The sequence below is a fragment of the Kitasatospora sp. NPDC024654 genome, assembly GCF_055559155.1.
Genome location: NZ_JBVHLF010000050.1, coordinates 18,610 through 41,998, shown reverse-complemented (window position 1 = coordinate 41,998; position 23,389 = coordinate 18,610). Strand labels below are relative to the sequence as shown.

The 23,389-nt window shown below is 73.2% G+C and carries 21 protein-coding genes; 9 read left to right on the top strand and 12 right to left on the bottom strand.

Going from position 1 to position 23,389, the window contains the following annotated elements:
• Nucleotides 1-157 precede the first annotated feature (157 nt).
• From ACZ38L_RS25920 to ACZ38L_RS25895, 6 genes are all read right to left on the bottom strand, one after another.
• Nucleotides 158-574, bottom strand: a complete 417-nt coding sequence (locus ACZ38L_RS25920; RefSeq protein ID WP_465697616.1) for a hypothetical protein — start codon at nucleotides 572-574, stop codon at nucleotides 158-160.
• 40 nt (nucleotides 575-614) lie between these two features.
• On the bottom strand, nucleotides 615-1,406 hold the full coding sequence (locus ACZ38L_RS25915) for a putative protein N(5)-glutamine methyltransferase (protein ID WP_465697614.1): 792 nt from the start codon (nucleotides 1,404-1,406) through the stop codon (nucleotides 615-617).
• Nucleotides 1,407-1,617: 211 nt separating this feature from the next.
• Nucleotides 1,618-2,925 carry a S53 family peptidase gene (locus tag ACZ38L_RS25910; protein WP_465697612.1) on the bottom strand — a complete coding sequence of 436 codons (1,308 nt, stop codon included), beginning with the start codon at nucleotides 2,923-2,925 and terminating at the stop codon, nucleotides 1,618-1,620.
• Nucleotides 2,926-3,128: 203 nt separating this feature from the next.
• Nucleotides 3,129-4,124, bottom strand: coding sequence for a pirin family protein (locus ACZ38L_RS25905; protein ID WP_465697610.1), 996 nt, complete (start codon nucleotides 4,122-4,124; stop codon nucleotides 3,129-3,131).
• 629 nt (nucleotides 4,125-4,753) lie between these two features.
• Nucleotides 4,754-5,878: a low temperature requirement protein A gene (locus tag ACZ38L_RS25900; RefSeq protein ID WP_465697606.1), complete on the bottom strand. Its 1,125-nt coding sequence runs from the start codon at nucleotides 5,876-5,878 to the stop codon at nucleotides 4,754-4,756.
• 40 nt (nucleotides 5,879-5,918) lie between these two features.
• The gene (locus tag ACZ38L_RS25895; RefSeq protein ID WP_465697604.1) at nucleotides 5,919-6,842 is read right to left on the bottom strand and encodes an NAD(P)-dependent oxidoreductase; all 924 of its coding nucleotides are present in this window, start codon (nucleotides 6,840-6,842) and stop codon (nucleotides 5,919-5,921) included.
• A 96-nt stretch (nucleotides 6,843-6,938) separates the two neighbouring features.
• Here ACZ38L_RS25895 and rpsR point away from each other — a divergent pair, with 96 nt between their 5' ends.
• The 5 genes from rpsR (at nucleotide 6,939) to ACZ38L_RS25870 (ending at nucleotide 12,324) form a co-directional block, all read left to right on the top strand.
• Entirely contained in the window at nucleotides 6,939-7,229 is a 291-nt protein-coding gene (rpsR, locus tag ACZ38L_RS25890; RefSeq protein WP_465697602.1) for a 30S ribosomal protein S18, read from the top strand.
• Entirely contained in the window at nucleotides 7,229-8,452 is a 1,224-nt protein-coding gene (locus ACZ38L_RS25885) for a GTP-binding protein (protein WP_465697646.1), read from the top strand. The genes rpsR and ACZ38L_RS25885 overlap by 1 nt, the downstream gene beginning before the upstream one ends.
• A 27-nt stretch (nucleotides 8,453-8,479) precedes the next feature.
• On the top strand, nucleotides 8,480-8,644 hold the full coding sequence (gene rpmF, locus ACZ38L_RS25880; protein ID WP_465697600.1) for a 50S ribosomal protein L32: 165 nt from the start codon (nucleotides 8,480-8,482) through the stop codon (nucleotides 8,642-8,644).
• A 262-nt stretch (nucleotides 8,645-8,906) separates the two neighbouring features.
• Nucleotides 8,907-9,683 (top strand): ABC transporter ATP-binding protein, encoded by a 777-nt coding sequence (locus ACZ38L_RS25875; RefSeq protein ID WP_465697598.1) that lies wholly within the window; start codon nucleotides 8,907-8,909, stop codon nucleotides 9,681-9,683.
• 4 nt (nucleotides 9,684-9,687) lie between these two features.
• Nucleotides 9,688-12,324 (top strand): ABC transporter permease, encoded by a 2,637-nt coding sequence (locus tag ACZ38L_RS25870; protein ID WP_465697596.1) that lies wholly within the window; start codon nucleotides 9,688-9,690, stop codon nucleotides 12,322-12,324.
• A gap of 68 nt (nucleotides 12,325-12,392) precedes the next feature.
• Here the strand turns inward: ACZ38L_RS25870 and ACZ38L_RS25865 are convergent, their stop codons facing one another.
• The 3 genes from ACZ38L_RS25865 to ACZ38L_RS25855 form a co-directional block, all read right to left on the bottom strand.
• Nucleotides 12,393-12,950, bottom strand: a complete 558-nt coding sequence (locus ACZ38L_RS25865; protein WP_465697594.1) for a cysteine hydrolase family protein — start codon at nucleotides 12,948-12,950, stop codon at nucleotides 12,393-12,395.
• 2 nt (nucleotides 12,951-12,952) lie between these two features.
• Nucleotides 12,953-14,599, bottom strand: coding sequence for an MFS transporter (locus ACZ38L_RS25860; RefSeq protein WP_465697644.1), 1,647 nt, complete (start codon nucleotides 14,597-14,599; stop codon nucleotides 12,953-12,955).
• 113 nt (nucleotides 14,600-14,712) lie between these two features.
• Nucleotides 14,713-15,162, bottom strand: a complete 450-nt coding sequence (locus ACZ38L_RS25855; RefSeq protein WP_465697592.1) for a MarR family winged helix-turn-helix transcriptional regulator — start codon at nucleotides 15,160-15,162, stop codon at nucleotides 14,713-14,715.
• Between the two features lie 109 nt (nucleotides 15,163-15,271).
• On the opposite strand from ACZ38L_RS25855, the gene ACZ38L_RS25850 reads away from it, so the two are divergent.
• From ACZ38L_RS25850 to ACZ38L_RS25840, 3 genes are all read left to right on the top strand, one after another.
• Nucleotides 15,272-15,559 (top strand): hypothetical protein, encoded by a 288-nt coding sequence (locus ACZ38L_RS25850; protein ID WP_465697590.1) that lies wholly within the window; start codon nucleotides 15,272-15,274, stop codon nucleotides 15,557-15,559.
• 171 nt (nucleotides 15,560-15,730) lie between these two features.
• Complete coding sequence (locus ACZ38L_RS25845; RefSeq protein ID WP_465697588.1) at nucleotides 15,731-17,305, top strand: peptidoglycan-binding protein; 1,575 nt, start codon at nucleotides 15,731-15,733, stop codon at nucleotides 17,303-17,305.
• 100 nt (nucleotides 17,306-17,405) lie between these two features.
• Nucleotides 17,406-17,822, top strand: coding sequence for a DUF302 domain-containing protein (locus tag ACZ38L_RS25840; RefSeq protein ID WP_465697586.1), 417 nt, complete (start codon nucleotides 17,406-17,408; stop codon nucleotides 17,820-17,822).
• Between the two features lie 10 nt (nucleotides 17,823-17,832).
• Here the strand turns inward: ACZ38L_RS25840 and ACZ38L_RS25835 are convergent, their stop codons facing one another.
• On the bottom strand, nucleotides 17,833-18,735 hold the full coding sequence (locus ACZ38L_RS25835) for a CAP domain-containing protein (protein WP_465697584.1): 903 nt from the start codon (nucleotides 18,733-18,735) through the stop codon (nucleotides 17,833-17,835).
• A 186-nt stretch (nucleotides 18,736-18,921) separates the two neighbouring features.
• Nucleotides 18,922-20,778, bottom strand: coding sequence for a SpoIIE family protein phosphatase (locus ACZ38L_RS25830; protein ID WP_465697582.1), 1,857 nt, complete (start codon nucleotides 20,776-20,778; stop codon nucleotides 18,922-18,924).
• A 180-nt stretch (nucleotides 20,779-20,958) separates the two neighbouring features.
• Between ACZ38L_RS25830 and ACZ38L_RS25825 the strand changes: the two genes are divergently transcribed.
• Nucleotides 20,959-21,696, top strand: coding sequence for a GNAT family N-acetyltransferase (locus tag ACZ38L_RS25825; RefSeq protein WP_465697580.1), 738 nt, complete (start codon nucleotides 20,959-20,961; stop codon nucleotides 21,694-21,696).
• Nucleotides 21,697-21,771: 75 nt separating this feature from the next.
• Here the strand turns inward: ACZ38L_RS25825 and ACZ38L_RS25820 are convergent, their stop codons facing one another.
• A complete protein-coding gene (locus tag ACZ38L_RS25820; protein WP_465697578.1) occupies nucleotides 21,772-23,229 on the bottom strand; it encodes a catalase in 1,458 nt (485 codons plus the stop codon).
• Between the last annotated feature and the right edge of the window lie 160 nt (nucleotides 23,230-23,389).

Here is a 23,389-nt window from a genome sequence, read left to right as displayed (position 1 = left end):
TCTTCCTCTTCCCCCCCCCCCCCCCCCCTCCCCCCCCCCCCCCCCCCCCCCCTTTTCCCCCCCCCCCCCCCCCCCCCCCCCCCCCCCCCCCCCCCCCCCCGGGACGGCGGCTCTGATCGGGCCGGTGTTGGTCGGGCCGGCGGCGGGCCGGCGTCGGTCAGGTCTGCGAGGCGTCGGCGATGCCGCGCAGCACCGAGGCGGTGTGCTCGCGCCTCCGCCGCTGCTCGGCGGCCCAGTCCCGCAGCTCGCGGACCCGTTCCGGGTCGGCCGCGGCGGCCGGGTCCAGCACGGTGGCCGTGCCGTCGCCGAGATCGATGACCTGCTGGTCCATCCGGCCGGTGGTGAGGATGCCCAGCACGGCGAGGAACTCCTCCCTGACTTCGGGGGTGAGGAAACGCTCGTCCTCGGCGGGGATGTCGATGCCCACCTCGTCGGCCTCGGAGGTGAGCAGGGTGACGGAGTCCTTGAGTAGCATGCCCAGGACGCGGAACTGGTCGGCATCCATCCTGGCCTGCAGGGTGGCGAGGTAGAGACGGATCTGGTCGGCCCGCGAGAGTTCTGCGTCGTCGTCCATGCGGATCATCCTGCCCCTTCCAGGGAAGATCCAACAGCCCTCAGGCGGGCCGGGCGCCGATGACCACGGTGGCGTCCAGCTCCTCGCACTCGACCACCCGCGGGAGGAGCCCACCAGCCGCGACGGCCGCGACGGTGGCCGGCGCCTGCCGCTCACTGGTCTCGATCAGCAGGTGGCCGCCCGGGGCCAGCCAGGCCGGGGCGGCGGCGGCCACCCGCCGCTGGATGTGCACGCCGTCCGCGCCGCCGTCCAGCGCGACCAGCGGCTCGTGCAGCCGGGCCTCCGCGGGCAGCAGGTCGATCTCCCCGCTGGGGACGTACGGCGCGTTGGCGATCAGGACGTCCACCCGGCCGCGCAGCCCGGCGGGCAGTGGCTGGTAGAGGTCGCCCTGGTACACCCGGCCGCCGGCCGCGGCGACGTTGCGGCGGGCGCACCGCACCGCGGCGGGGTCGAGGTCGGCGGCGTGCAGTTCCACCGGCCCGACCGCCGCGGCCAGCGCGGCGCCGGCCGCGCCCGTGCCGCAGCACAGCTCGAGCACGACGGCGCCCGGCCGGGCCAGCGCGCCGGCCTGCCGGGCCAGGAACTCGCTGCGGCGGCGGGGTACGAAGACCCCCGGGTCCACGGCCACCCGCAGGCCGCAGAACTCGGCCCAGCCGAGGACGTGTTCGAGCGGGAGTCCGCCGACCCGGCGCTCGACCATGGCGGCGAGTTCGGCCGGGGTCCGGGCGGTGGCGAGCAGCAGCCGTGCCTCGTCCTCGGCGAAGACGCAGCCGGCGGCGCGGAGCCTGGTGACGAGGGTGGAGCGGAGCGGGGCGGAGGAGAAGACCGACACAGGAACCCTTCGGGAAACCGTCGGTGCCCGCTCGGCCGCCTAGGCCGGTTCGACGGCGGGGCGGCGGGAGGTGAGCACCCGAGCTGACACTGCTGGCACAGCGGTAATGGGTCTCACCTCCTCGGTCGCGCACTGCGTGGGACCGCTCACCCTACCCGATCCGGGGCGTGGCCGGTGCCCGGATCGGGCAGGGCGGCTTCGACGCCCGGTGCTACCGGTGGGCGAGCGCCCGGACCAGCTTGGCGACGTCCGGGGTGCCGACCCCGGTCGCCTGGTCGTAGCCGGGGCCCGCCTGGTAGCCGTGCGGGCCGGTGGACCCGGTGGTGACGTCGACGATCCCGGCCGAGTGCTGCGCGTAGAGCCGGTAGAGGTCGTTGTCGATCACGCCGAGCCGGTGCCCGGCCGCCTGGTCGGCCAGCGCGACCACGGCGGCGAACAGCGGCGAGGACTCGCTGGTGCCGGCTCCGTCCGCGGTCCAGCCGGTGTTGGCCGGGTCGAAGCTGGAGTACAGCCAGAGCGCGCCGTTCGGCGAGCCGGCCATGCTGACGTCCGGGGTGCCGCGGTGGCCGCCGACCACCGAACGCACCGGGTCCTGGTAGCCGGGCCGGGCGAAGACCTTGGACAGCTCGCCGCCGCTGCCCGACCAGGCGGCGTCCGGCGCGGTCCGGGCACCCTGGTCGTTCAGCGACAGCTGGGTGCCGCCGACGGCGGTGACCAGCGGGTCGCCGGCCGGCCAGGCCGCGTCCAGCTTGGTCGAGTCGCCGCCGCCGTCGCCGGAGCTCGCGGTCAGCGTGACCCCGTGCTTCGCCGCGTTGACGAAGGCGTAGCGCAGCGTGGTGAGGCTGGTGTAGTCGCCCACGTCGAAGCCGGGGAACTCGCCCTCGCTGGTCGCCCAGCTCATCGAGACCACGTCCGCCTGGCCCGCGTTCACCAGGTGGTTGATGCCGCTCATCATCTCGGGGACGCCGACCGGGCCCTCGGTCTCCGAGACGCCGGTCTCCAGCAGCACGATCCGGGCGCCCGGCGCGATGGCGTGGGCGGCCTCGACGTCCAGCGTGGTCTCACCGGCCCAGCCGGTCATGTCCGCGTTCTTCGGGTCGAAGGGCGGCACCTGACCCCACTTCACCACGTCGACCTGGCCCTTCGGCAGGCCGAACCTCGCGTCGTAGACGTCGAGGTCGTGCTGGATGGTCGGCGAGCCGTAGGAGTCCACGATGACGATGGTCCGGCCCCGGCCGGTGATGCCCGCCCGGTAGAGCGGGTCGACGTCGTACGCCGTGCGGTACTGCAACGGGGAGTAGCAGGCGCGGTGCAGCCGGGCCAGGCAGGCGCTGGTGGAGATCGGTGCGGCCAGCACCGGGTCGCCGGGGTCGCCGGCGTGCCGCAGCGGGCCGCCGGCCAGCAGTGGGCTGACGGCCGGCGCGGCGGGACCGGCCGTGCCGGCGCTGCTCACGGTCGGGACCAGGGCGAGCGCGAACGCGCCCGCCGCGGCGGCGGCGAGACGCAGACGTGCGGGCATGGACACGTGGTGTCCCCTTTCGGAGTCGGTGGTCCGGGCACCGCTCCGATCCGCGGACGAGCGGAGACGCCACCGGAGCCGTGTATGACAGGGTCAGAACACGGCGCCAGCCTAGAAGCCGGAGTGATCCGCTGGCGAGAGACAGATCAAGCCAGTGACAGGTGAGGTGATGACCGGTCGGACATCCGTGACGCCGGCCGGGGTCACCCCTGACCGGGTGGAGCCTCACCGGTGGTGTACGGCAGGTGCCCGGCCGGGACCGACCCGAGCCGCCCGGCCCGGTAGTCCTCCATCGCCCGGACCAGCTCCTCCCGGGTGTTCATCACGAACGGCCCGTAGAGCGCCACCGGCTCCCGGATCGGCCGGCCGCCGAGCAGCAGCACCTCCAGCTGCGGCGCCCGGCTCTCCTGCCGCGGCGCGGCGGCCACGGTGAGCGCGTCACCCGGTCCGAAGACGGCCAACTGCCCGAGCCGCACCGGGCGCGCCTCGGCCCCCACGTTGCCCCGGCCGGCCAGCACGTAGGCCAGCGCGTTGAAGTCCGGACGCCACGGCAGCACCAGTTCCGCCCCCGGGCTGAGGGTGGCGTGCAGCAGCGTGATCGGGGTGAAGGTGGAGCCGGGGCCGGTGTGTCCGCCGACCTCGCCGGCGATCACCCGCAGCAGCGCGCCGCCGTCGGGCGAGGCCAGCAGGGCGGCCTCCCGGCCGCGGATGTCCTGGTAGCGCGGCGGGTTCCACTTGTCGGCCTTCGGCAGGTTCACCCAGAGCTGGATCCCGTGGAACAGCCCGCCGGAGGCGACCAGGTGCACGGGCGGCTTCTCGATGTGCAGGATCCCGCTGCCGGCCGTCATCCACTGGGTGTCGCCGTCGGTGATCACCCCGCCCCCGCCGTTGGAGTCTGTGTGCTCGAAGATGCCGTCGATCATGTACGTGACGGTCTCGAAGCCGCGGTGCGGGTGCCACGGAGTCCCCTTGGCCTCGCCGGGCGCGTACTCCACCTCGCCCATCTGGTCCATGTGCACGAACGGGTCGATGTCCTGCAGGCTCACCCCGGCGAAGGCGCGCCGGACCGGGAAGCCCTCGCCCTCCAGACCGCTGGGCGCGCTGGTCACCGACCGCACCGGCCGCTGGACGGCGGCCGTGGGCTCCGGGCGGGGGACTCGCGGCAGGGCCAGGATGTTCTCGACCGTGACGGCAGGCATGGTGGGCTCCTTCGCCGGCGATGTTCGGACGCGCTCGGCCCCCGCGCCGTGCCGGGCGGTGCCCTCAGCCTAGCCAGCGTGGACGGGCCGCGCGGGGGGGAGCGGGACCGGGGAGAACCGGCTGCGCCCGGCCGGCCCGCTCGGGCGGACTCCCCGCATGGCCGCCGACCCTCCGCCGCAGCCGGCCACGCCCCGTACTCCCCACGAACAGGCCCTGCGGCATGTCGCGTCCCGGTCGTCGGGCGGGCCGCTCGCCCCCGGCCACCACCTGGCCCAGTTCGGCGCACCGTGACGGCGTGGCGCCCAGCGGCTGCCGGCGGCGGGTTCAAGTCCGCACCGCAGGCTGTCAGTCCCGCACCGTGCGGTTCTCCTCGGCGGACAAGTGCGAGGGGGCCGCGATGAGTTGGGCGAGCGCCGGATCCAGGACGTGGTCAGTCGGGCGCTGCCAGCCTCGTAGCGCGACGGCCACCCGGGCCGCGGCATTGGACGGCCCTCGCCGGACCCCGCGCTTCGGCCGAGCGGCGCGGCGATCACGGCAAGAGCCGTGAGGTTCAGTTTGCTGGAAGAAGCGGGCCGCGTCGAGCCCCTGACCAAGGTATTCGTGCCGGGGCCGACCTTCCCGGGTCGGTTCAGGCGGTCGCGGGCCCGGTTCCGTCGCGTTCCCAGAGGACCAGTGCGAGCAGTGGCACCGCCGTCGCGGTCAGTGCGGCCGCACCGCCGACCCACCACGCGGCGGGCAGCCCCAGCACCGCGACCCCGGCGGCGGCCGACAGCCGGGCCGGCTGCCACACCCCGGACAGCGAGCGGTGGAAGAGCCCGAGGCCGAGCAGGAAGAGCACCGTGCCGACCGGCAGCAGCAGCGCGGACGTTCCGTGCAGCGGCCGTTCGAAGTGGCGGATCGCCTCCTGCATCCCGACCGCCGCGACGGCGATGCCGAAGATCATGACCAGGTACGAGTAGCCGAAGGCGTAGACCGCCACCCGCGGGCGGCGCGCCATCGGTACCCGCTCCAGCAGCCGCGCGCTGTCGTGTTCCTCGCGGTCGAAGTAGAGCCACCACATGGCGGCGCTCAGCACGAGCGCCAGCAGCGCGCCGAGGACCACCGTCACCAGGTCGTCCAGCCGGGTGGCCGCGGCGCCGACCTCGGTGATCGACTCCCCGAGCACGATGATCACGGCCAGCCCGTGCCGCTCCACGAAGTGCCCCACCCCGACGGTGAATCCGGTCGGCCCACTGAGCAGGGGCGTCAGCCATTCCAGCAGGCAGGCCAGTGCCCACACCCACACCCTCAGGTGTGCGGGAGCGAGGCCGGCCGCCAGCACGATCAGCGCGCTGGCCACGTTGAACGGTCCGATCCCCTTGATGCCGCGATGGCCCGAGGTACCGATGAAGCCGACCGTGTGCACCGCCACCACCAACAGGTAGGCCGCTCCGAACACCACTCCCCACGGGCCCGGCCCGTCCGCCCTGGGCACCGCCAGGGACATCACGAAGAACCCCGCCGTCCCGGTCAACAGCAGCAGCCGCGGTCCGGTCCGGTCGAGGTCGAGTGCGTTGGTGAGCCAGGCGTAACCCCCGTACATCCACCAGGTGATGGTCAGCAGCATCCCGGTCCGCGCCAGTCCGGCGGTGGAGGGCGCGGCGGCGAGCACCGACGCGATCTGCGTGATGGTGAAGACGAAGACCAGGTCGAAGAAGAGCTCAAGCGGCCGTACGGCCTCCGCGGCAGCGGCTTTGGTCGTCCCGTGTGTCACGGAGGCGATTGTCGCAGTGCGCCGCGAGCAGCACGCGCCGTTACTCGATCACCGGCCTGCGGTCGCCGCCGCCGTCGTCGGACGGCTGCTCGCTCCGCGCCTGGATCGCCTTCAGGACGGCCGCCATGTCGGCGCCGGCGAAGCCGAGTTGGGCGGTCTCGGCGTAGAGCGCGCGGCAGACGTCGAGCAGCGGGGAGGAGATGCCGGCGGCCCGGGCGGCGGCGGTGATCAGCTTGGTGTTCTGCCAGACGTCGGTGATGGCGGCCTGTACGGAGAAGTCCTCGGCGACCAGTTTGGGCGCCTTGATCCGCATGACCGGGCTCGCCATCGGGCCCGCGCCGAGCACCTCGACGAACCGGTCGAGATCGAGTCCGTGCTGGCCGGCGAAGTGGACCGCCTCGGCCAGCCCGGTCACCACGGTGATCAGGAAGACGTTCACCGACAGTTTCATGAGCAGGCCGCCCGGCACCGGGCCGCACAACGCCGTCTCGCGGCACATCGGTTCCAGCAACGGACGCACCAGCTCGACCGCCGCCGGCTCGCCGGCCAGCATCGCGACCAGTTCGCCCGCCTCGGCCGGGGTGCGCGAACCGGAGACCGGGGCCTCGACGTAGTGGCCGCCGGCGGCCCGGATGTCGGCTTCGAGCTGTTGCGAGTGGGCCGGCGCGGTGGTGCCCATGTGGACGACGGTGCGGCCGGCCACCCGCTCGGCGAAGGCCGGCGTGCCCCGCCCGAGGACGGCGTCGACGGCGTCGCCGTCGACCAGCATGACGAGGACCACGTCCGACCGCGCGAAGACGGTGGCCGCGTCGGGTGCCACCTCCGCCCCGGCCGCCCGCAGCACGCTGGTCTTCGCCGGGGTGCGGTTCCAGACCAGCAGCGGGATCCCCGCCCGGACCAGATTGAGGGCCATCGGCTCGCCCATGACGCCGAGCCCGAGGAATCCCACGTTCGGTGCGCGCATGGTCAACAGTCTTGCACGGCAAGGGGCGGAGGATCTCCGGTCCACCGCAGGCAGCACGGCAAATCCAGCATAATGGTTTTCGTTTTCATCTGGTGTATGGTCAGTCCGACCCGCCCACCAGCCGAAGGGACTCCCATCGTGGCCAAGCCCGCCCAGGCGCGCCGGAACCGGACCCCGCGCCCCAACCCGCTCTACGCGGCCGGCATCAGCTACATCGACTACAAGGACACCACCCTGCTGCGGAAGTTCATCTCCGACCGGGGCAAGATCCGCAGCCGTCGCGTCACCCGGCTCACCGCACAGCAGCAGCGCCAGATGGCCCGGGCGATCAAGAACGCCCGCGAGATGGCCCTGCTGCCGTACGCCTCCCCGGCGGCCGGCCGGTGATGCTGACCGCCGCCCAGCCCGTCGTCACCCAGCCCGCCGGCACCCGCCTCCCGGTCACCGTCCTCTCGGGCTTCCTGGGCGCGGGCAAGACCACCCTGCTCAACCACCTCCTGCACAACCGCGAGGGCCTGCGGGTCGCCGTCATCGTCAACGACATGAGCGAGGTCAACATCGACGCCGCCCTGGTCCGCGACGGTGGGGGAGCCCTCTCCCGGACCGAGGAGCGGTTGGTCGAGATGACCAACGGCTGCATCTGCTGCACCCTGCGCGACGACCTGCTGGAGGAGGTCGACCGGCTCGCCCGGGCCGGCCGCTTCGACTACCTGCTGATCGAGTCCAGTGGCATCTCCGAACCGATGCCGGTCGCGGCCACCTTCGCCTTCGCCCGCGACGACGGCGCGACCCTCGGCGACATCGCCCGCCTCGACACCATGGTCACCGTGGTCGACGCCGCCAACTTCCTGCCCGAGCTGCGCGGTGGCGACGAGCTGACCGCGCGCGGGCTCGACCAGTACGAGGACGACGAGCGTACCGTCAGCGACCTGCTGATGGACCAGGTGGAGTTCGCCGACGTCATCGTCCTCAACAAGACCGACCTGGTCACCCCGGGCCAGACCGACCGGCTCGCCGCGGCGCTCGCCCGACTCAACCCCGCCGCCCGGATCGTGCGGGCCACGGCCGGCCGGGTCCCGCCCGCCGAACTCCTCGGTACCGGCCTGTTCGACCTGGCGAAGGCCCAGGAGGCGCCCGGCTGGGTGGCCGAACTCAACGGCGACCACGTTCCGGAGACCGAGGAGTACGGGATCAGCAGCCTGGTCTTCCGTGCCGCGCGCCCCTTCCACCCCGGCCGGCTCTGGGAGTTGGTGGGCGAGCGGCTCGACACCGGCGAGTTCGGCACGGTGCTGCGCTCCAAGGGCTTCTTCTGGCTGGCCACCCGCCCGGGCGTCACCGGCCTGTGGTCGCAGGCGGGTTCGGTCGCCCGCTTCGAACCCGTCGGGACCCGGTCGGCGGACGACGACCCGGGCAGGCCCGATCCGGGGCGGCCGTCGGGCCAGGAACTCGTCTTCATCGGAACCGAGCTGGCCGCGGACGCGCTGCGCACCGCACTCACCGGCTGCCTGCTGGACGAGGCCGAGCACGCGGCCGGCCCGCGGGCCTGGGCGCGGCTCGACGACCCGTTCCCGGCCTGGGACCCACACGACCACCACGACACCGACCACTGACCCCACCCCCGCGAAGGAGCACCCGACATGGCCGTACCCAAGCGCAAGACGTCCCGCAGCAACACCCGCCACCGCCGGGCCCAGTGGAAGGCGACCCGGCCCGACCTGGTGCCGATCACCGTCGACGGCCGCGAACACCTCGTCCCCCGCCGCCTGGTCCGCGCCTACCAGCGCGGGCTGATCACCCCTTAGGGCCCGGCCGGCACCTCCGCCCGCAGCGCCGCCGGCACCGCCTCGGCGTGCGGCGGCCGCGGACGGCCGCGCCGCGCTGACCGCGCCGAGTGAGGAGCCGGCCACGCAGGGGGGAAGCGCCTGGGATGGGAGCCTGGCCAGCGCCTTCCTGCACGGCGGCTGAACGTCCCTTCAGGAGCGCTTCAGCTGCCGATGACTAGGGTCGCCGATCGTGTCCGGAGCCGAGCGGAGGCTCCTTGACTGCACCGGAGGTCAGCAGCCCATGTCCCTGCCCACCACAGCGGTACCCGAGCCGGCCGCGAGCCGCGGCGACGTTCGGATCGCGGTCCAGGCGACCGGCCTGGTCAAGACCTACGGCAGCGGTGACGCCCAGGTCCGCGCCCTGGACGGGGTGTCGGCCGAGTTCGCGGCCGGCGAGTTCACCGCGATCATGGGCCCGTCCGGCTCCGGCAAGTCCACCTTCATGCACTGTCTGGCCGGCCTGGACACGCTGGACGGCGGTACCGTCACCATCGGCGGCACCATCATCACCGGCATGAAGGACCGCAAGCTCACTCAGCTGCGGCGGGACCGGATCGGCTTCATCTTCCAGGCGTTCAACCTGCTCCCCACGCTCACCGCCGAGCAGAACATCCTGCTCCCGCTGAGCCTGGCCGGCCGCAAACCCGACCCGGAGTGGTACGCCCGGCTCATCGAGGTGGTCGGCCTCAAGGACCGCCTGGGCCACCGCCCCTCCCAGCTCTCCGGCGGCCAGCAGCAGCGCGTCGCCTGTGCCCGGGCGTTGGTCGGCAAGCCCGAGGTGGTCTTCGCCGACGAGCCCACCGGCAACCTGGACTCGCGCTCCGGCGCCGAGGTGCTCGGCTTCCTGCAGAAGTCGGTGCGCGAGCTCGACCAGACCGTGATCATGGTCACCCACGACCCGGCCGCCGCCTCCTACGCGGACCGCGTGGTCTTCCTCGCCGACGGCCGCCCGGCCGGCGAGCTGGCCGACCCGACCGCCGAGTCGGTGCTGGACCACCTGATGCGCGCGGGGCGGTGACCTGATGTTCCGCACGACTCTGGCCGGGCTGCTGGCCAACAAAGTCCGGCTGCTGCTCTCCTCGGTCGCCATCTTCCTCGGCGTCGGCTTCGTGGCCGGCACCCTGGTGCTGAGCGGCTCGATGCAGCAGTCCTTCATGGACAGCTTCGCCCGTGACGCCAAGGGCGTCGACGCGGCCGTGCTCACCGACCAGGGCGCCGGCGGGTTCGGCGGTCCAGGCGGCCACGGCGGGCAGGGCGGCGACAACAGCGACCTGCTGCCCGCCGCCGCGCTGGACGCGATCCGCGCCGTCCCCGGCGTCGCCGCCGCCGAGGGCCGGCTCAGCGGCTCCGCGCCGCTGCTCGGCGCCAACGGCAAGGTGATCACCAACGGTGACCGCCCCGGCGCCGGCATGGCCGTCGCCCAGGACGCCGCGCTGCGCGGCTTCACCCTCGACTCCGGCCGCGTCCCGACCGCCGACAGCGAGGTGGTGGTTGACCAGGCCACCGCCACCGCGCAGCACTTCACGCTCGGCCAGCAGGTCGGCGTGGTCGACCTGAACTCCACGGTCGAGCACTTCACCCTGGTCGGCACCATCGACACCGGCTCCAACAAGGCCTTCAGCAACGGCAGCGTGGTCGGCCTCACCACCCCCGTCGCCGAGCGGATCACCGGCGTCACCGGTTACAGCCAGATCAACGTCCGTGCCGCGAGCGGAACTTCGCCGGCCACCCTGGTCTCCCGGATCTCCGCGCTGAGCCAGGTCCACGGCGACCAGGTGCTCACCGGCAGCGCGCTGGCCACCCAGGAGGCCGACAAGGTCGTCCACTTCGCCTCGGTCTTCACCGACGCGTTGCTGATCTTCGCGGTGGTCGCGCTCTTCGTGGCCTCGCTCGTCATCTACAACACGTTCACCATCCTGATCGCCCAGCGGATGCGCGAACTCGCGCTGCTGCGCTGCGTCGGCGCCTCGCGCAGGCAGGTCTTCGGCAGCACGCTGCTGGAGGCGGCGATCGTCGGTCTGCTGGCCTCGCTGCTCGGCATCGCGGTCGGCGTGCTGCTGGCGCTCGGCATGATGGCCGTGCTCAGCGCCTTCGGCGCGAGCTTCCCGAGCACCTCGCTGGTGGTCACTCCGCAGACGGCGCTGGCCTCGATGCTGGTGGGTACCGTGGTCACGGTCGGATCGGCCCTGGTGCCGGCGCTGCGGTCCACCCGGGTGCCGCCGGTCGCGGCGCTCGGCGACCAGTACGAGCCGCCGGCCGAGGCCAGGAAGGTCGGCTGGCTGCGGCTCGCGATCATCGTGGTGTTCGGCTCGGCCGGCCTCGGCCTGGCGGTGCTCGGCCACGGCGACAGCTCCGGCCCCGACGGCCTGTTCAAGATCGTGGGCGGCGGCTGCGTGCTCTTCGTCGGCGTGCTGGCGGCCGGCCCGCTCTTCGTCGGTCCGCTGACCCGGGTCTTCGGCGTGATCCCGTCGCTCTTCCTCGGCGCGCCCGCCAAGCTGGCCACCGCCAACGCCACCCGCAACCCGTTCCGGGCCGCGTCCACCACGGCGGCGCTGACCATCGGCGTCACCCTGGTCACCCTGTTCACCATCATCTCGGCCTCGGTCACCGCCTCGGCGGCCGCGACCATCACCAAGCACTACCCGTTCGACTACCAGGTCGCGCCGCTCACCGACGGCGGCGGCCGGGGCCCGGGAGGCGACGGCGGACCGGTCGGCCACGGCGGACCGAACGCCCGGACCGTGCCGCAGTCGGTGGTCGCCGCGCTGCACGCCCGGCCGGAGCTGAACGTGGTCGCCGCCGAGTACGCCGGCTCACTCACCGTCAACGGCCACGACGCACGGGTGACCGCGATGGACCCGGACGCCTACGGCACGGTCTTCCTGCCCACCCTCACCAGCGGCTCGCTCGCCGACCTCCAGCCCGGCACCATCGGCCTGGACAGCGCCACCCTGGCCCGCACCGGTGCCCAGGCCGGCGGCACGGTGAGCGTGCAGACCCCGGACGGCGGCACCGTCAACGCCACGGTGGTCACCGTGATGACCAGCGGTGACGCGATCCCCGAGGTGCTGATGCCGGTCGCCGACTTCCAGCGCGACTTCCGGCCGAGCGGCGCGAGCAGTGTCTCCATCACCGCCAAGCACGGCGTCTCCACCGACGACTCGCTGGCCGCCGTGAACGCCGCCACTGCCAGCGACGCGCTGCTGACCGTGCAGAGCGCGACCCAGTACAAGGCCAGCCTCGGCGGTGGGATCAGCAGGGTGCTGACCTTCTTCAGCGCGCTGGTCGGCCTGGCCATCCTGATCGCGCTGTTCGGCATCGCCAACACGCTCTCGCTCTCGGTCATCGAGCGCACCCGGGAGTCCGCGATGCTGCGGGCGATCGGCCTGGGCAAGGGGCAGCTGCGCGGGATGCTGGTGCTGGAGGCCGTGCAGATGTCGCTGGTCGGCGCGGTGGTCGGCGTGCTGCTGGGCGGGCTGTTCGGCTGGGCCATCATGGGCGCCTTCATCAAGGGCAGCGGTGGCACCGGCGTCACCGTCTACCCGGCGGGGCAGCTCGTGCTGTACGTGGTGATCGCGGCGGTGGCCGGCGTCGTCGCCTCGCTGCTGCCGGCGCGACGGGCGGCCCGGACCTCGATCGTCTCCGCCCTGGCCGGCTGAGACCCCGGATACCGCCGACGGCGGTGACCAACACCCGCTGGTCACCGCCGTCGCGGCGTTCTCGGGCGTTACTTGCCGACGGCCGTGATCCACTCGTCGATGGTGACGACCTCCGCCTGTCGGGGGAACACCTTCTCGGTGAGCACCCGGTGCACCTCGGGGTCGGCGTCCAGGCAGCCGTCCGCCAGGACGGTGAGGCCGAAGTCCAGGTCGGCGGCCTGGCGCAGGGTGGAGAGCACGACCCCGCTGGTGGCGATGCCGGTGAGGACCAGGCTGTCGATGCCACCGGCCCGCAGCACCATGTCCAGGTCGCTGCCGGCGAACGCGCTGACCCGCTTCTTGGTGACCACGAGCTCGCCGGGAGCGGGCGTGACGTCCGGGTGGATCCGCGCGTTGCGGTCACCCTCGGCGAAGGCGCCGCCCTGGGCGAGGCCGCCGAAGCCCTTGTTGCGCGGGCTGACCTCCGGGTGGCCGGCGCGGAACCCGATGACCACGTGGATCACCGGGAGACCGGCGGCCCGGGCGGCGTCGATCGCCCGGCCCAGCCGCGGCAGGTAGCCGTCGTCCGGCACGCGGTCCACGATGCCCTGCTGGACGTCCATCACGAGGAGGGCGCTTCGCGACATGCTCACTGTCCTTTCTTCGAGCCGGCCGGGCGGTCCGAGCCGGCGGGGGTGGGGCGGCCGCGCAGCGCCGAGGCGAGCGCGCCGACCAGGGCCATCGCCGCGGCCGCGCCGAAGACGGTGACGAGCCCGTGGTGGAAGGGCCCGGAGACCAGCTCGGGGAAGAACCGGTTCCCGGTCAGGGCCTGTACGTTGGGCGCGGGCAGGGTGTTCAGCACGCCGCTGGGCCCGAGCAGGTGGCCGACCGGGTTGTTGCCGAGGAAGGTGGCGAACAGCGTGCTCACCGGCGGCAGCCCGGCCAACTGGTCGGCCGTCGCGGCGGGTACGCCCTGGGCCTGCAGACCGCTGGCCATCGTGTGCGGCAGCGATCCGGCCAGCCCGGCGACCATCAGCGAGAAGAACAGCCCGATCGACAGCGCGGTGCCCGAGTTCTGGAACGTCGAGCGCATGCCGGAGGCCACCCCGCGCTGCTCCGGTGGCACGCTCCCCATGATCGCCGAGGTGTTGGGGGCGGAGAACATCCCCTGGCCGAGCCCGCTGAGCAGCAGCAGGGCCGCGAACGCCGGGTAGGGGAAGTCGACCGGCAGCGCGACCAGGCCGACGAAGGAGACGGCCACCAGCAGCAGGCCGGTGGTGGCGAACAGCCGCGAGCCGAACCGGTCCGAGAGGTAGCCGGAGGCCGGACCGCCGATCAGGAACCCGACGGTCAGCGGCAGCATGAAGATGCCGGCCCACAGCGGGGTGCGCTCGAAGTCGTAGCCGTGCAGCGGCAGCCAGATGCCCTGCAGCCAGATGATCAGCATGAACTGCATGCCGCCGCGGGCGATGGCGATCAGCAGCGCCGCCAGGTTCCCGGCGGCGAACGCGCGGATCCGGAACAGCCGGAGCTGGAACATCGGCTCGGCGATCCGGGTCTCCGCGACGCAGAACACCGCGAGCAGCAGGACGCCGGTGCTCAGCCCGCCCAGCACCCACGGGTTGGTCCAGCCGGTGGAGTGGCCGCCGTAGGGCTGGATGCCGTACGTGATGGAGGCGAGCAGGGCGCCGGCCCCCGCGGTGAAGGTGAGGTTGCCGACCCAGTCGATCCGGCCCGGCCGGCGGGTGCCGGTCTCGCGCAGGCTGCGGTACGACCAGAAGGTGCCGACCACCCCGAACGGGACGCTGACCCAGAACACCGCCCGCCAGTCGACGGTGGCCAGCACCCCACCGGCGAGCAGGCCGAGGAACATGCCCGCCAGGCCGGTGATCTGGTTGATGCCCAGCGCCATGCCGCGCTGCCGGGCGGGGAAGGCGTCGGTGAGGATCGCCGCCGAGTTCGCGGTCAGCATCGCTCCGCCCACGGCCTGTACGATCCGGAAGCCGATCAGCCAGAGCGCGCCACCACCGCCCTTCAGCGGATCGAGCGAGAGGGCGAGCGAGGCGCAGGCGAAGACGGCGAAGCCCAGGTTGTACATCCGGACCCGGCCGAACATGTCGCCGAGCCGGCCCAGGGCGACCACCAGCACCGCGGAGACCAGCGTGTAGCCCAGGATCATCCAGAGCAGGTAGCCGATGTTGCCGGGGGCGAGCGGATCCAGCCCGATGCCACGGAAGATCGCCGGCAGCGAGATGATCACGATCGAGCTGTCTATGGTCGCGATCAGCACGCCCATGGTCGTGTTGGAGAGTGCGACCCACTTGTAGCGTTCGCTCCTGCCGCGCCCGACGTCGCCGTGGTCGACGTCGGTGTCCGCGGTGGCCGAGCTCTTCGGCCCGGTCCCGGTCGTCACAACCGCTCCGCGAGGCGGTCGAGCAGCGGCAGCGCCGCGACCAGCTGCTGGCGCTCGGCGGGGGTGAACTCCTCCTCGACGGCGGTGGCCAGGAGCCGCACGGTCTCCGAGCGCCGGTCGGTCACCGTCCGCCGGCCCGCCTCGGTGATCGTCATGACCGAGCGCCGGCCGTCGGCCGGGTCCGGCCGGCGGCTCACCAGACCGCGTTCCTCCAGCCCGGCCAGGGTGGTCGCCATGGCCTGCGGGCGCACCCGCTCCAACTGGGCCAGCGCCCCCGGGGAGGCCGCGCCGTCCTGGTCCAGCCGGGTCAGCACGGACGCCTCGGAGTGGGTCACGTCGCCCACGGTGTGGGCCTGCCGCGCTCGGCGGGCGATCCGGCCCACGATCAGCCGGAGCGCCGCTCCGACCTCGGCCGCGTCGGCCGCGGGTGATCTCATCTCGTCCATAGATAGTAACAGTAGCTTAATCAATTGATTGTTACTACTTCTGGGTGGCGATCTCCGGCCCGGCGGCCGCCGACGAGCGAGGCCGTGCCGCCGGCCGCAGACTGCAGGTATGACGACCTCGACCTTCGACGGCCCGGCGACGGTCTTCGGCCCGGGCGGCGCGATCCCGGTGCACGCCGAGCTCACCGGGGAGCGGCCGGCGCAGGGGCCGGAGAGCTGGAATGGCGACCTCTGGGCGGTCGCGCCGGAGGAGGACTTCGCCGCGCTGCTCGGCTCCCGCACCGGGCGCCTGCAGTTCCGGGACGGCGAGACCCGGGAGTTCGTCGTCAGGCGCGTCGTCCAGGGGGAGGAGCGGGCGCTGCTGCACGTCACGGGGAGCGGCCCGGTTCCGTTCTGACCGGCGCCGACGCGGCTGACGGGTACCCGAACTCCGGCTGAACGGGGTTGCGGCCCGCGGGCGGACTCGGGGGTATTCGATGAAGTCGGCCGCCGCGAATTGCCGTTGACTGACTGTCACGGCAATGATCATTTGCGTCCCCAGCCGCAGCGCCCTCCCGTGGAGTACCTGATGACGCACGCCCGAAGGCGATCACTCCGGCGCCGGGCCGTCCTGACCCTGGCCGCCTGCACGTTGGCCGGATCGGCGGCCGTCGTCGTCGAGACCGGCGCCGAGGCCGGCACGACCACCCGCCCGAAGCCCGCCGCCGGCGCGACCCGCCAGTGGATCACCTTCGCCGACAACCACCTGAGCTACGGTCACGACGCGCAGGGCAACCGGATACCCGACTACTCGTTCGCCGGCTACGACGGAGGCGGTGTCCCGCTGCCCACCGTGGCCACCAAGGTGACCGTCCCGCCGCCCGGCGGCGGGGACGACACCGGCGCCGTCCAGGCGGCGATCGACAGGGTCTCCGCGCTCCCGCTGGACGCCAACGGCTTCCGCGGGGCGGTCCAACTCGCCGCCGGGAGCTATCAGATCGCCGGTAGCCTGACCGTCAACGCCTCCGGCGTGGTGCTGCGCGGGGCCGACGGCAACGCCGCCGACACCACCCTGGTGGCACGGGGCGCGAACGCGCGCACGCTGCTGGACATCGGCGGCAGGTCCAGCTACCAGATGCGGGGCACCGCGCAGCCGGTCACCGACGGCTACGTCCCGGTGGGCGCGACCTCGCTCACCATGGGGGGCACGGCCGGGTTCGCGGTCGGCGACCAGGTGGTGATCGAACGCCCCACCACCCAGTCCTGGATCGACGCGCTCGGCATGAACGGCGTCTGGTCGCCCAACTGGAGCCTGCGCTCGGGGCGCACCATCACGGGCATCCAGGGGAACCGGATCACCTTCGACGCGCCGCTCACCACCGCGCTGGAGAAGCAGTACACCCAGGCGACCGGCTACCACTACAGCTTCCCGCGGATCGACCACGTCGGCATCGAGAACCTGAGCGCCGACGGTCAGGCGATGGCCGCCGACCCCGACTACGCCACGGACTTCTACAACTCGGCCTTCGGTGTGTTCAACGCCGTCCAGGACTCCTGGGCCAGCGATGTGACGACCCATCACTTCGGCGACTACGGCGTGGCCCTGCCGAGCGAGCAGAGCCGCCGGATCTCCGAGGTGCACACCTCCGCCCTGGACATGGTGACCAACCTCAACACCTCGGCCAGGTCCTTCGGTTACCTCATCCAGGGACAGCAGAACCTGATCCAGGACTGCACCCTCACCGCCGCGAAGATCCACGCCTTCGTCACCGACGGCCGCCAGTCCGGCCCGAACGTGTTCTCCCACCGCACCGCGACCACCACTGACGTCAGCTACGACGCCGGCGGTCACGAGCGTTGGGGCAGCGGCACGTTGTACGACGACGTCAGCATCCAGGGCACCCTGGACCTGGTGAACAACGGCACCCGGGGCACCGGCCACGGCTGGTCGGACGCCAACAGCACGGCCTGGAACTGCGACACCACCGCGGGTTACGAGATCCAGAACCCGCCCACCGGCCACAACTGGGCGATCGGCTGCACCGGTTCGGTGCTGAAGGGCACCGACGGCGGGTTGCAGTCGGCGGGCGGCAACGTCGGACCGCCCAGCCTCCACGACGAGCAGCTCCGCGAGCGCCTCGCCGGTGGGCCTGCCGGGAGGTAGCGCTCCCCGGCGACGCGTCCGGGCGCTTCCGGTCCCGACGTGGTACTCAGGATCGGAAACGCCCGGACTCCGGGTGCCGCGGCGAGAAGGAGCAGCACGCATGGCGGATGACGCGCAGGCCGGCCGGGCGCCCAGCGCCACCGGGACGGTGACGGTGCCCAGCCCGTTCCCGGTCGACGCGACCGCGGACCGCCTCGCGGCCGCGATCCGGCAGCGGGGCCTGATCCTGTTCGCGGAGGTGGACCACGGCGGCGGCGCCCACGAGGTGGGGCTCGCGATGAACGACGCCCGCCTGCTGATCTTCGGTCACCCCCGCGGCGGCACGCCGGCCATGGTCGCCGCCCCGCTGCTCGGTCTGGAGCTGCCGCTGCGGGCGCTGGTCTGGGCCGACGACGACGGGCGCTGCTGGGTGAGCTACCAGGACCCCGCCGACCTGGCCCGCCGCTTCCAGCTCACCGACGAGCTGGTGGCGCCCCTGTCGGGCGTCGCGCGGCTGGTGTCCGCCGCCCTGTCCTAGGCCTGGGGCCTCAGCCGGCGAAGTCCTGGGTGAGCCAGATCGTGCCGCTGGAGTCGCGCATGATCGCGATGCCGACCCGGGTGAAGGACGAGCTGAGGATGTTCTGCCGGTGGCCGTCGTTCGGCGGCTTCTCGTCGAGCATGGACTGGGTCAGGCCGACCGCCATCGAGGCGATCGACGAGTCCGTCGCGCTGACCGGGCCGCCCTCGCCGATGTTCTCGCCGGCGGAACTCCACTGCACACCCTGGTCCTGCTCGCGCTGCCCGAACGCCGGCTCACCGGGGCACTGGTGGGAGAGACCGCAGCCGCCCGCCATCACCTGGTTGTGGGCCGCCGCGCTGCGGTTGAGGCCGTCGTCGAGGGTGTACGCGGGCAGGCCCTGGGCGGCGCGGGCCTGGTTGATCAGGTTCAGCACCTGCTGCACGGCATCGCTGTCGGTCGCCGAGGGGGTGACGGCCGGAACGGGCGCGGCGGGTGCCGAGGAGGCGGGGGAGGGGGTGGCGGACGACGCCCGGGTGGGCACGGCGGCCGCGGCGGTGGGGGAGACCGCGGTGCTCGGCGTGGCGGAGGGCGCGCTGGTCGGGGCGGTCGGGGCGGTCGGGGCCGGGTGGGTGGGGGGCTGGCTGGCCGCCCCGCCCGACCCCTGGGGTATCGGCGACTGCGACGGGCGCGCGGACGGCACCGGCTGCCCGCTCAGGGCCGCCGCCACCGGGGGGCTCTGCCGGTCGGTCGATCCGGCCGCCACCGGCGCCGGCCGGCCACCCGCGCCGCCGACGCACGCGAAGGCCGTGCCGCCGCCGATCACGGCGACGGCGGCGGCACTCGTCACGACCAGCCGCAGCCGTGGCGGACGTGGGCTGCGGTGTCTGCGAGTGGCCTGCGGCGGTATGTCGACACGGCGGTGGGAGCTCATCTGGGCTTTCACCTCGGGGAGTTGGTGAGTGGAGCCGGATCCCCGCTCGGCGGGCGGCTTCGAACAGCGAGTACGAACCTAGGCGGTTTCCGCGCTCCGAACCGCCCTGGGGGCCTGCCTTCAGTGGTTCTTAAGGAACCCCTCACCTGCTGCTTCACCGCGTCACCGGGCGCTGTGGCCCCGGGGCTACCGCGGGCCGGGGCGGGGGCGGACCCGGGCGGCGAGCAGCGCGATGTCGTCCTCGGCCGGGTGCGGGGTGAGGCCGTGCAGGACGGCGTCGAGCACGTCGTCGAGGTCGCCGGCGGCCGGCAGTGTCAGTGCTCCCAGCCGGGCGAGCGAGGCGTCGATGTCCTCCTCGCGGCGCTCGACCAGGCCGTCGGTGTAGAGCAACAGCACCTGGTCCGGCAGGAGTTCGCGGGTGGCCTGCTCGTAGCCGCCGAGCCCGGTGCCCAGCGGCGGGCCGGTCGGGACGTCGACGAACTCGTTGGGCCGGCCCGGCGTGAGCAGTGCGGGTGGCAGGTGGCCGGCGCTGGAGAGGGTCCACCGGTTGCGGGCCGGGTCGGCCAGCGCGAGCAGGCAGGTGGCCGGCCGGGCCGACTCGTTCTCGCAGATCAGGGTGTCCAGTTGGCGCAGGATCCGGTGCGGCGGCAGATCCGTGCTGGCCACGTAGCGCAGCATCGAGCGGTAGTTGCTCATGTCCACGGCCGCCTCGACACCGTGGCCCATCACGTCGCCCATCACCAGCAGGGTGCGCCCGAACGGCAGCCGGACGGTCTCGTACCAGTCACCGCCCACCACCGAGCTGGTGCCGGAGGGGAGGTAGCGGGAGGCGAGCTCCAGGTTGGGGTGCGGGTTGCCGGGCTCGGCCAGCAGCGCGCGCTGCAGCTCCAGCGCGATGCCCTGCGAGCGGGTGTAGCGACGGGCGTTGTCGATGCTGATCGCGGCCCGGCCGGCCAGGTCCTGGACCAGCTCGATCTCGTCCGTGGTGAAGCCCGCGCCGTCGTCGTGGGCCACGGTCCGGGCCAGCGACAGCACGCCGATCACGTGCCCGCGCGCCGCGAGCGGGACCGCCAGCAGCCAGCCGAGACCGGCTGCCCGGTAGGCCGCCAACGTCTCGGGGTCGGTCGGCGCGCTTCCCGGCGGCTCCTCCTGGCGCAGGCTCGCGAGCACCGGCCGGCCGCTCTCCAGGCTGCGCGCGGCGGCGGAGCCGTCCGGGCGGCGCACCGACTCGCCGGGCCGGGCCAGTTCCCGCACGTACGGGCGCAGCAGCCGCTTGCAGGAGACGGCGGTCCGGTGCAGCCGGGTGCCGCCGGCGGAGGCCGTGCCGCCGTGCTCCGCGGTGTCGTGGGGCACGATCTCCACGGTGGCGAGGTCGGCCATCCGCGCGACGGTGAAGTCGGCCAGCTCGGCGCAGGTGGCGTCGATGTCCAGGGTGGTGCCGATCCGGTCGGCCGCCGCGTCGAGCAGCGCCAGCCGGGCCCGGGCCTGGCCCAGCTCGTGCAGCTGCTGGGCGGCGGACGCCTCGGCCACGCTCGGCAGCGCGGCCGTCGAAGCCGTCGCCGTCTCCGCCGTCGCGGGCGGGGTGAGCACGGTCAGCAGCAGGCCAGCCACCTGCCCGGCCGGCTCCAGCCGCCGGCACTGCGCGGTCCAGCCGGTCCGGCCGGTCCGGGCGGTCCGGCCCGCGGGGTCGCGAGGGCGGGCCGGGCCGACGGTGACCGGGCGCGACAACCCGTCCGCGAGGACCTGGTAGAGGGTGTCGACGACCCCGGCGAGCGGCGTCGCGGCAGCCGACCGGCCCAGCAGCTCGGCCGGCGGCAGGCCGGTGGCCACGGTGAACGCCGGGTTCAGCCCCCGCCAGTACAGCCGCTGGTCGAGCACCGCGACCCCGAGCGGGAGCTGATCGACGGCGGCCCGCAACAGGGCGCCGCTACCGCCCAGTACGGCGGCCGTCGCCGCGTCGACGGAGGCGTCGGCGGCGCTCGGGCCCGGAGCGTCGGGGTGCACCGCTGCCTCCTCGAAGACCGTCCGACCACGCCTGCTCATGATCACGCTACCGGAATCCGCCCGCGCCGCTCGGCCTTTCGGGGGAAGCGGATCTCTTCGGTATCGGCTGGTTCAGCTGTTCGGCGTTCCGCCGCAAGACACCGGTCGGTGCGGTGAGCGGCCGGTCGGTCCGGCCGGAGTCCGGCGGACGCGCGCGCCGGGCCGTGTCAGGATGCCGGTATGAGCGATCAACCCGGCACGGTGGAGCAGGTCCTGGCCCGGGCCAAGCGGCTGTGGGCCGAGCTGGCGGGCGTCCCGGCGGTCTTCCCCGAGGCGCTCGGCCGGAGCACGATCGTGGTGGCACCCGAGTCGGGGCTCTGCCCGCGCGGCTGGGCGGGAGTGGTGGTGCTCGGGGGAGTGGCGCTGCTGACGGCCCCGAACGAGGCGGTGGCGGTGCAGCTGCGGCAGGCCGTGGTGGAGCTGCCGGCGGCGGCGCTCGCCGATCCGGCGGTCTTCGAGGTGGCACTGCACCCGGTCGAGGTGCTGGGCCCCGCGACGCTGGGCTACCTGGTGGCGGACGAGTTCCGGGCCGGCCCGGCGGGCGCCGTCGTGGAACTCGCGCCGGACGATCCGGCCGTGCGGCTGCTGCTGGACGGCTGCGATCCGACCGACGTGGACGAGAGCGGTCTGGCCGGGGTCACCTCGCCCGTGTTCGCCGTGGCCGGCGCCGGATCGCGGGTGCTGGCGGCGGCCGGATACCGGACCTGGCCCGGCGGGGCCGCGCACCTCTCGGTGCTGACCGGCCCGGCGCACCGCTCGCGCGGGCTGGCCCGGCAGGCGGCCTCGGCCGCGGTGGCGCACGCGCTGGCTGCCGGACTGCTGCCGCAGTGGCGGGCCCGGACGGCGGAGGCACGTCAGCTGGCCCGCGCGCTCGGATTCCGCGAACTCGGCGCCCAGCTCGGCCTGCGGCTGCCCTGAGCGGCCCGGCGCGCGTCGCGAGGGGCCACCCGCTCCTCGCGGGCAGCCCCTCGTGACCTCCCTCGGTCGCCGCGGCTACTGCGGCTTGACCGCCGCCGCGATCCGGTCGCCGACCTTCTTGTCGATGTTCCGCCAGTACTGGTACGCGCGCTCCAGCACCGGCTGCGAGACGCCGTTCGACAGGTGGCCGGCCACGTTGGAGACCAGCCGGTCGCGGGCGTCGTCGTCCAGCACCTGCCGGACCATCGTGCCGGCCTGCCCCCAGTCGTCGTCCTCCCGGTGCAGCGGGTAGGCCTCGCGGACCATCGAGCCCGCGACGTCCCAGCCCAGCGGGTCACCGAAGCGCTCGGTGTCCGCCGCCGGACCGCCGTAGGAGTTCGGCGCGTACACCGCGCCGGTCCGGGCCGCGTCGAAGCGCATCGGGCCGTCCTTGGCGTACGAGTGCACCGGCACGTGCGGCCGGTTGGGCGGCAGCTGGGCGTAGTTCGGGCCGATCCGGTAACGGTGGGTGTCGGGGTAGGAGAAGATCCGCCCGAGCAGCATCTTGTCGGGCGACACACCGATGCCCGGCACCATGTTCGCGGGCTCGAACGCGGCCTGCTCGATGTGGACGTGATAGTTCTCGGGGTTGCGGTTGAGCGTCATCCGGCCGACCTCGATCAGCGGGTAGTCGCCGTGCGGCCACACCTTGGTCAGGTCGAACGGGTTGAACCGGTAGTCCCAGGCCTCGTCGAACGGCATCACCTGGACGTACAGCGTCCAGGACGGGTGGTCGCCGCGCTCGATCGACCGGTACAGGTCGCGCAGGTGCGCGTCCGGGTCCGCGCCGGCGATCCGGTCAGCCTCCGCCTGGGTGAGGAAGTCGATCCCCTGGTCGGTCTTGAAGTGGTACTTGATCCAGAACTTCTCGCCGCCCGCGTTCGCCCACAGGAAGGTGTGCGAACCGTAGCCGTTCATGTTGCGCCAGGTCTTCGGGATGCCGCGGTCGCCCATCAGCCAGGTCACCATGTGCGCGGACTCGGGGCTGAGGGTCCAGAAGTCCCACTGCATGTTGTTGTCGCGCAGGTGGGTGTCCGGGCGGCGCTTCTGCGACCGGATGAAGTCCTGGAACTTGATCGGGTCACGGACGAAGAAGATCGGGGTGTTGTTGCCGACCAGGTCGTAGTTGCCCTGCTCGGTGTAGAACTTGATGGCGAAACCGCGCGGGTCGCGCCAGGTGTCCGGCGTTCCGAGCTCGCCGGCCACCGTGGAGAAGCGGATCAGCAGCTCGGTCTTCTTGCCGGGCTGGAAGAGGTCCGCCTTGGTGAACTGACTGACGTCGTTGGTCACCTGGAAGAACCCGTACGCGCCGCCGCCCTTGGCGTGCACGACTCGCTCGGGGACCCGTTCGCGGTTGAACTGGGCCATCTTCTCGATCAGGTAGTGGTCGTGCAGCAGGATCGGGCCGACCGGGCCCGCGGTGAGCGAGTCGGCGTCGCTCTCGACCGGGACGCCCGCGTTGTTGGTCGTGTACGGGACCGCTGTTTCGGACATGAACGAAAAGCCTCCTTGCGGTACGGACGTACCAGCGGAGCCTGCGCCCGGGCACAGACACGCCGGGGCCGAGCCGCACCTTTGCGGCTCTCCTTACGACTGAAGCACCGGCCGGGTGGTATCACAACCGCTACGTCGCCCGACCAGCCTCTGCTGTCCC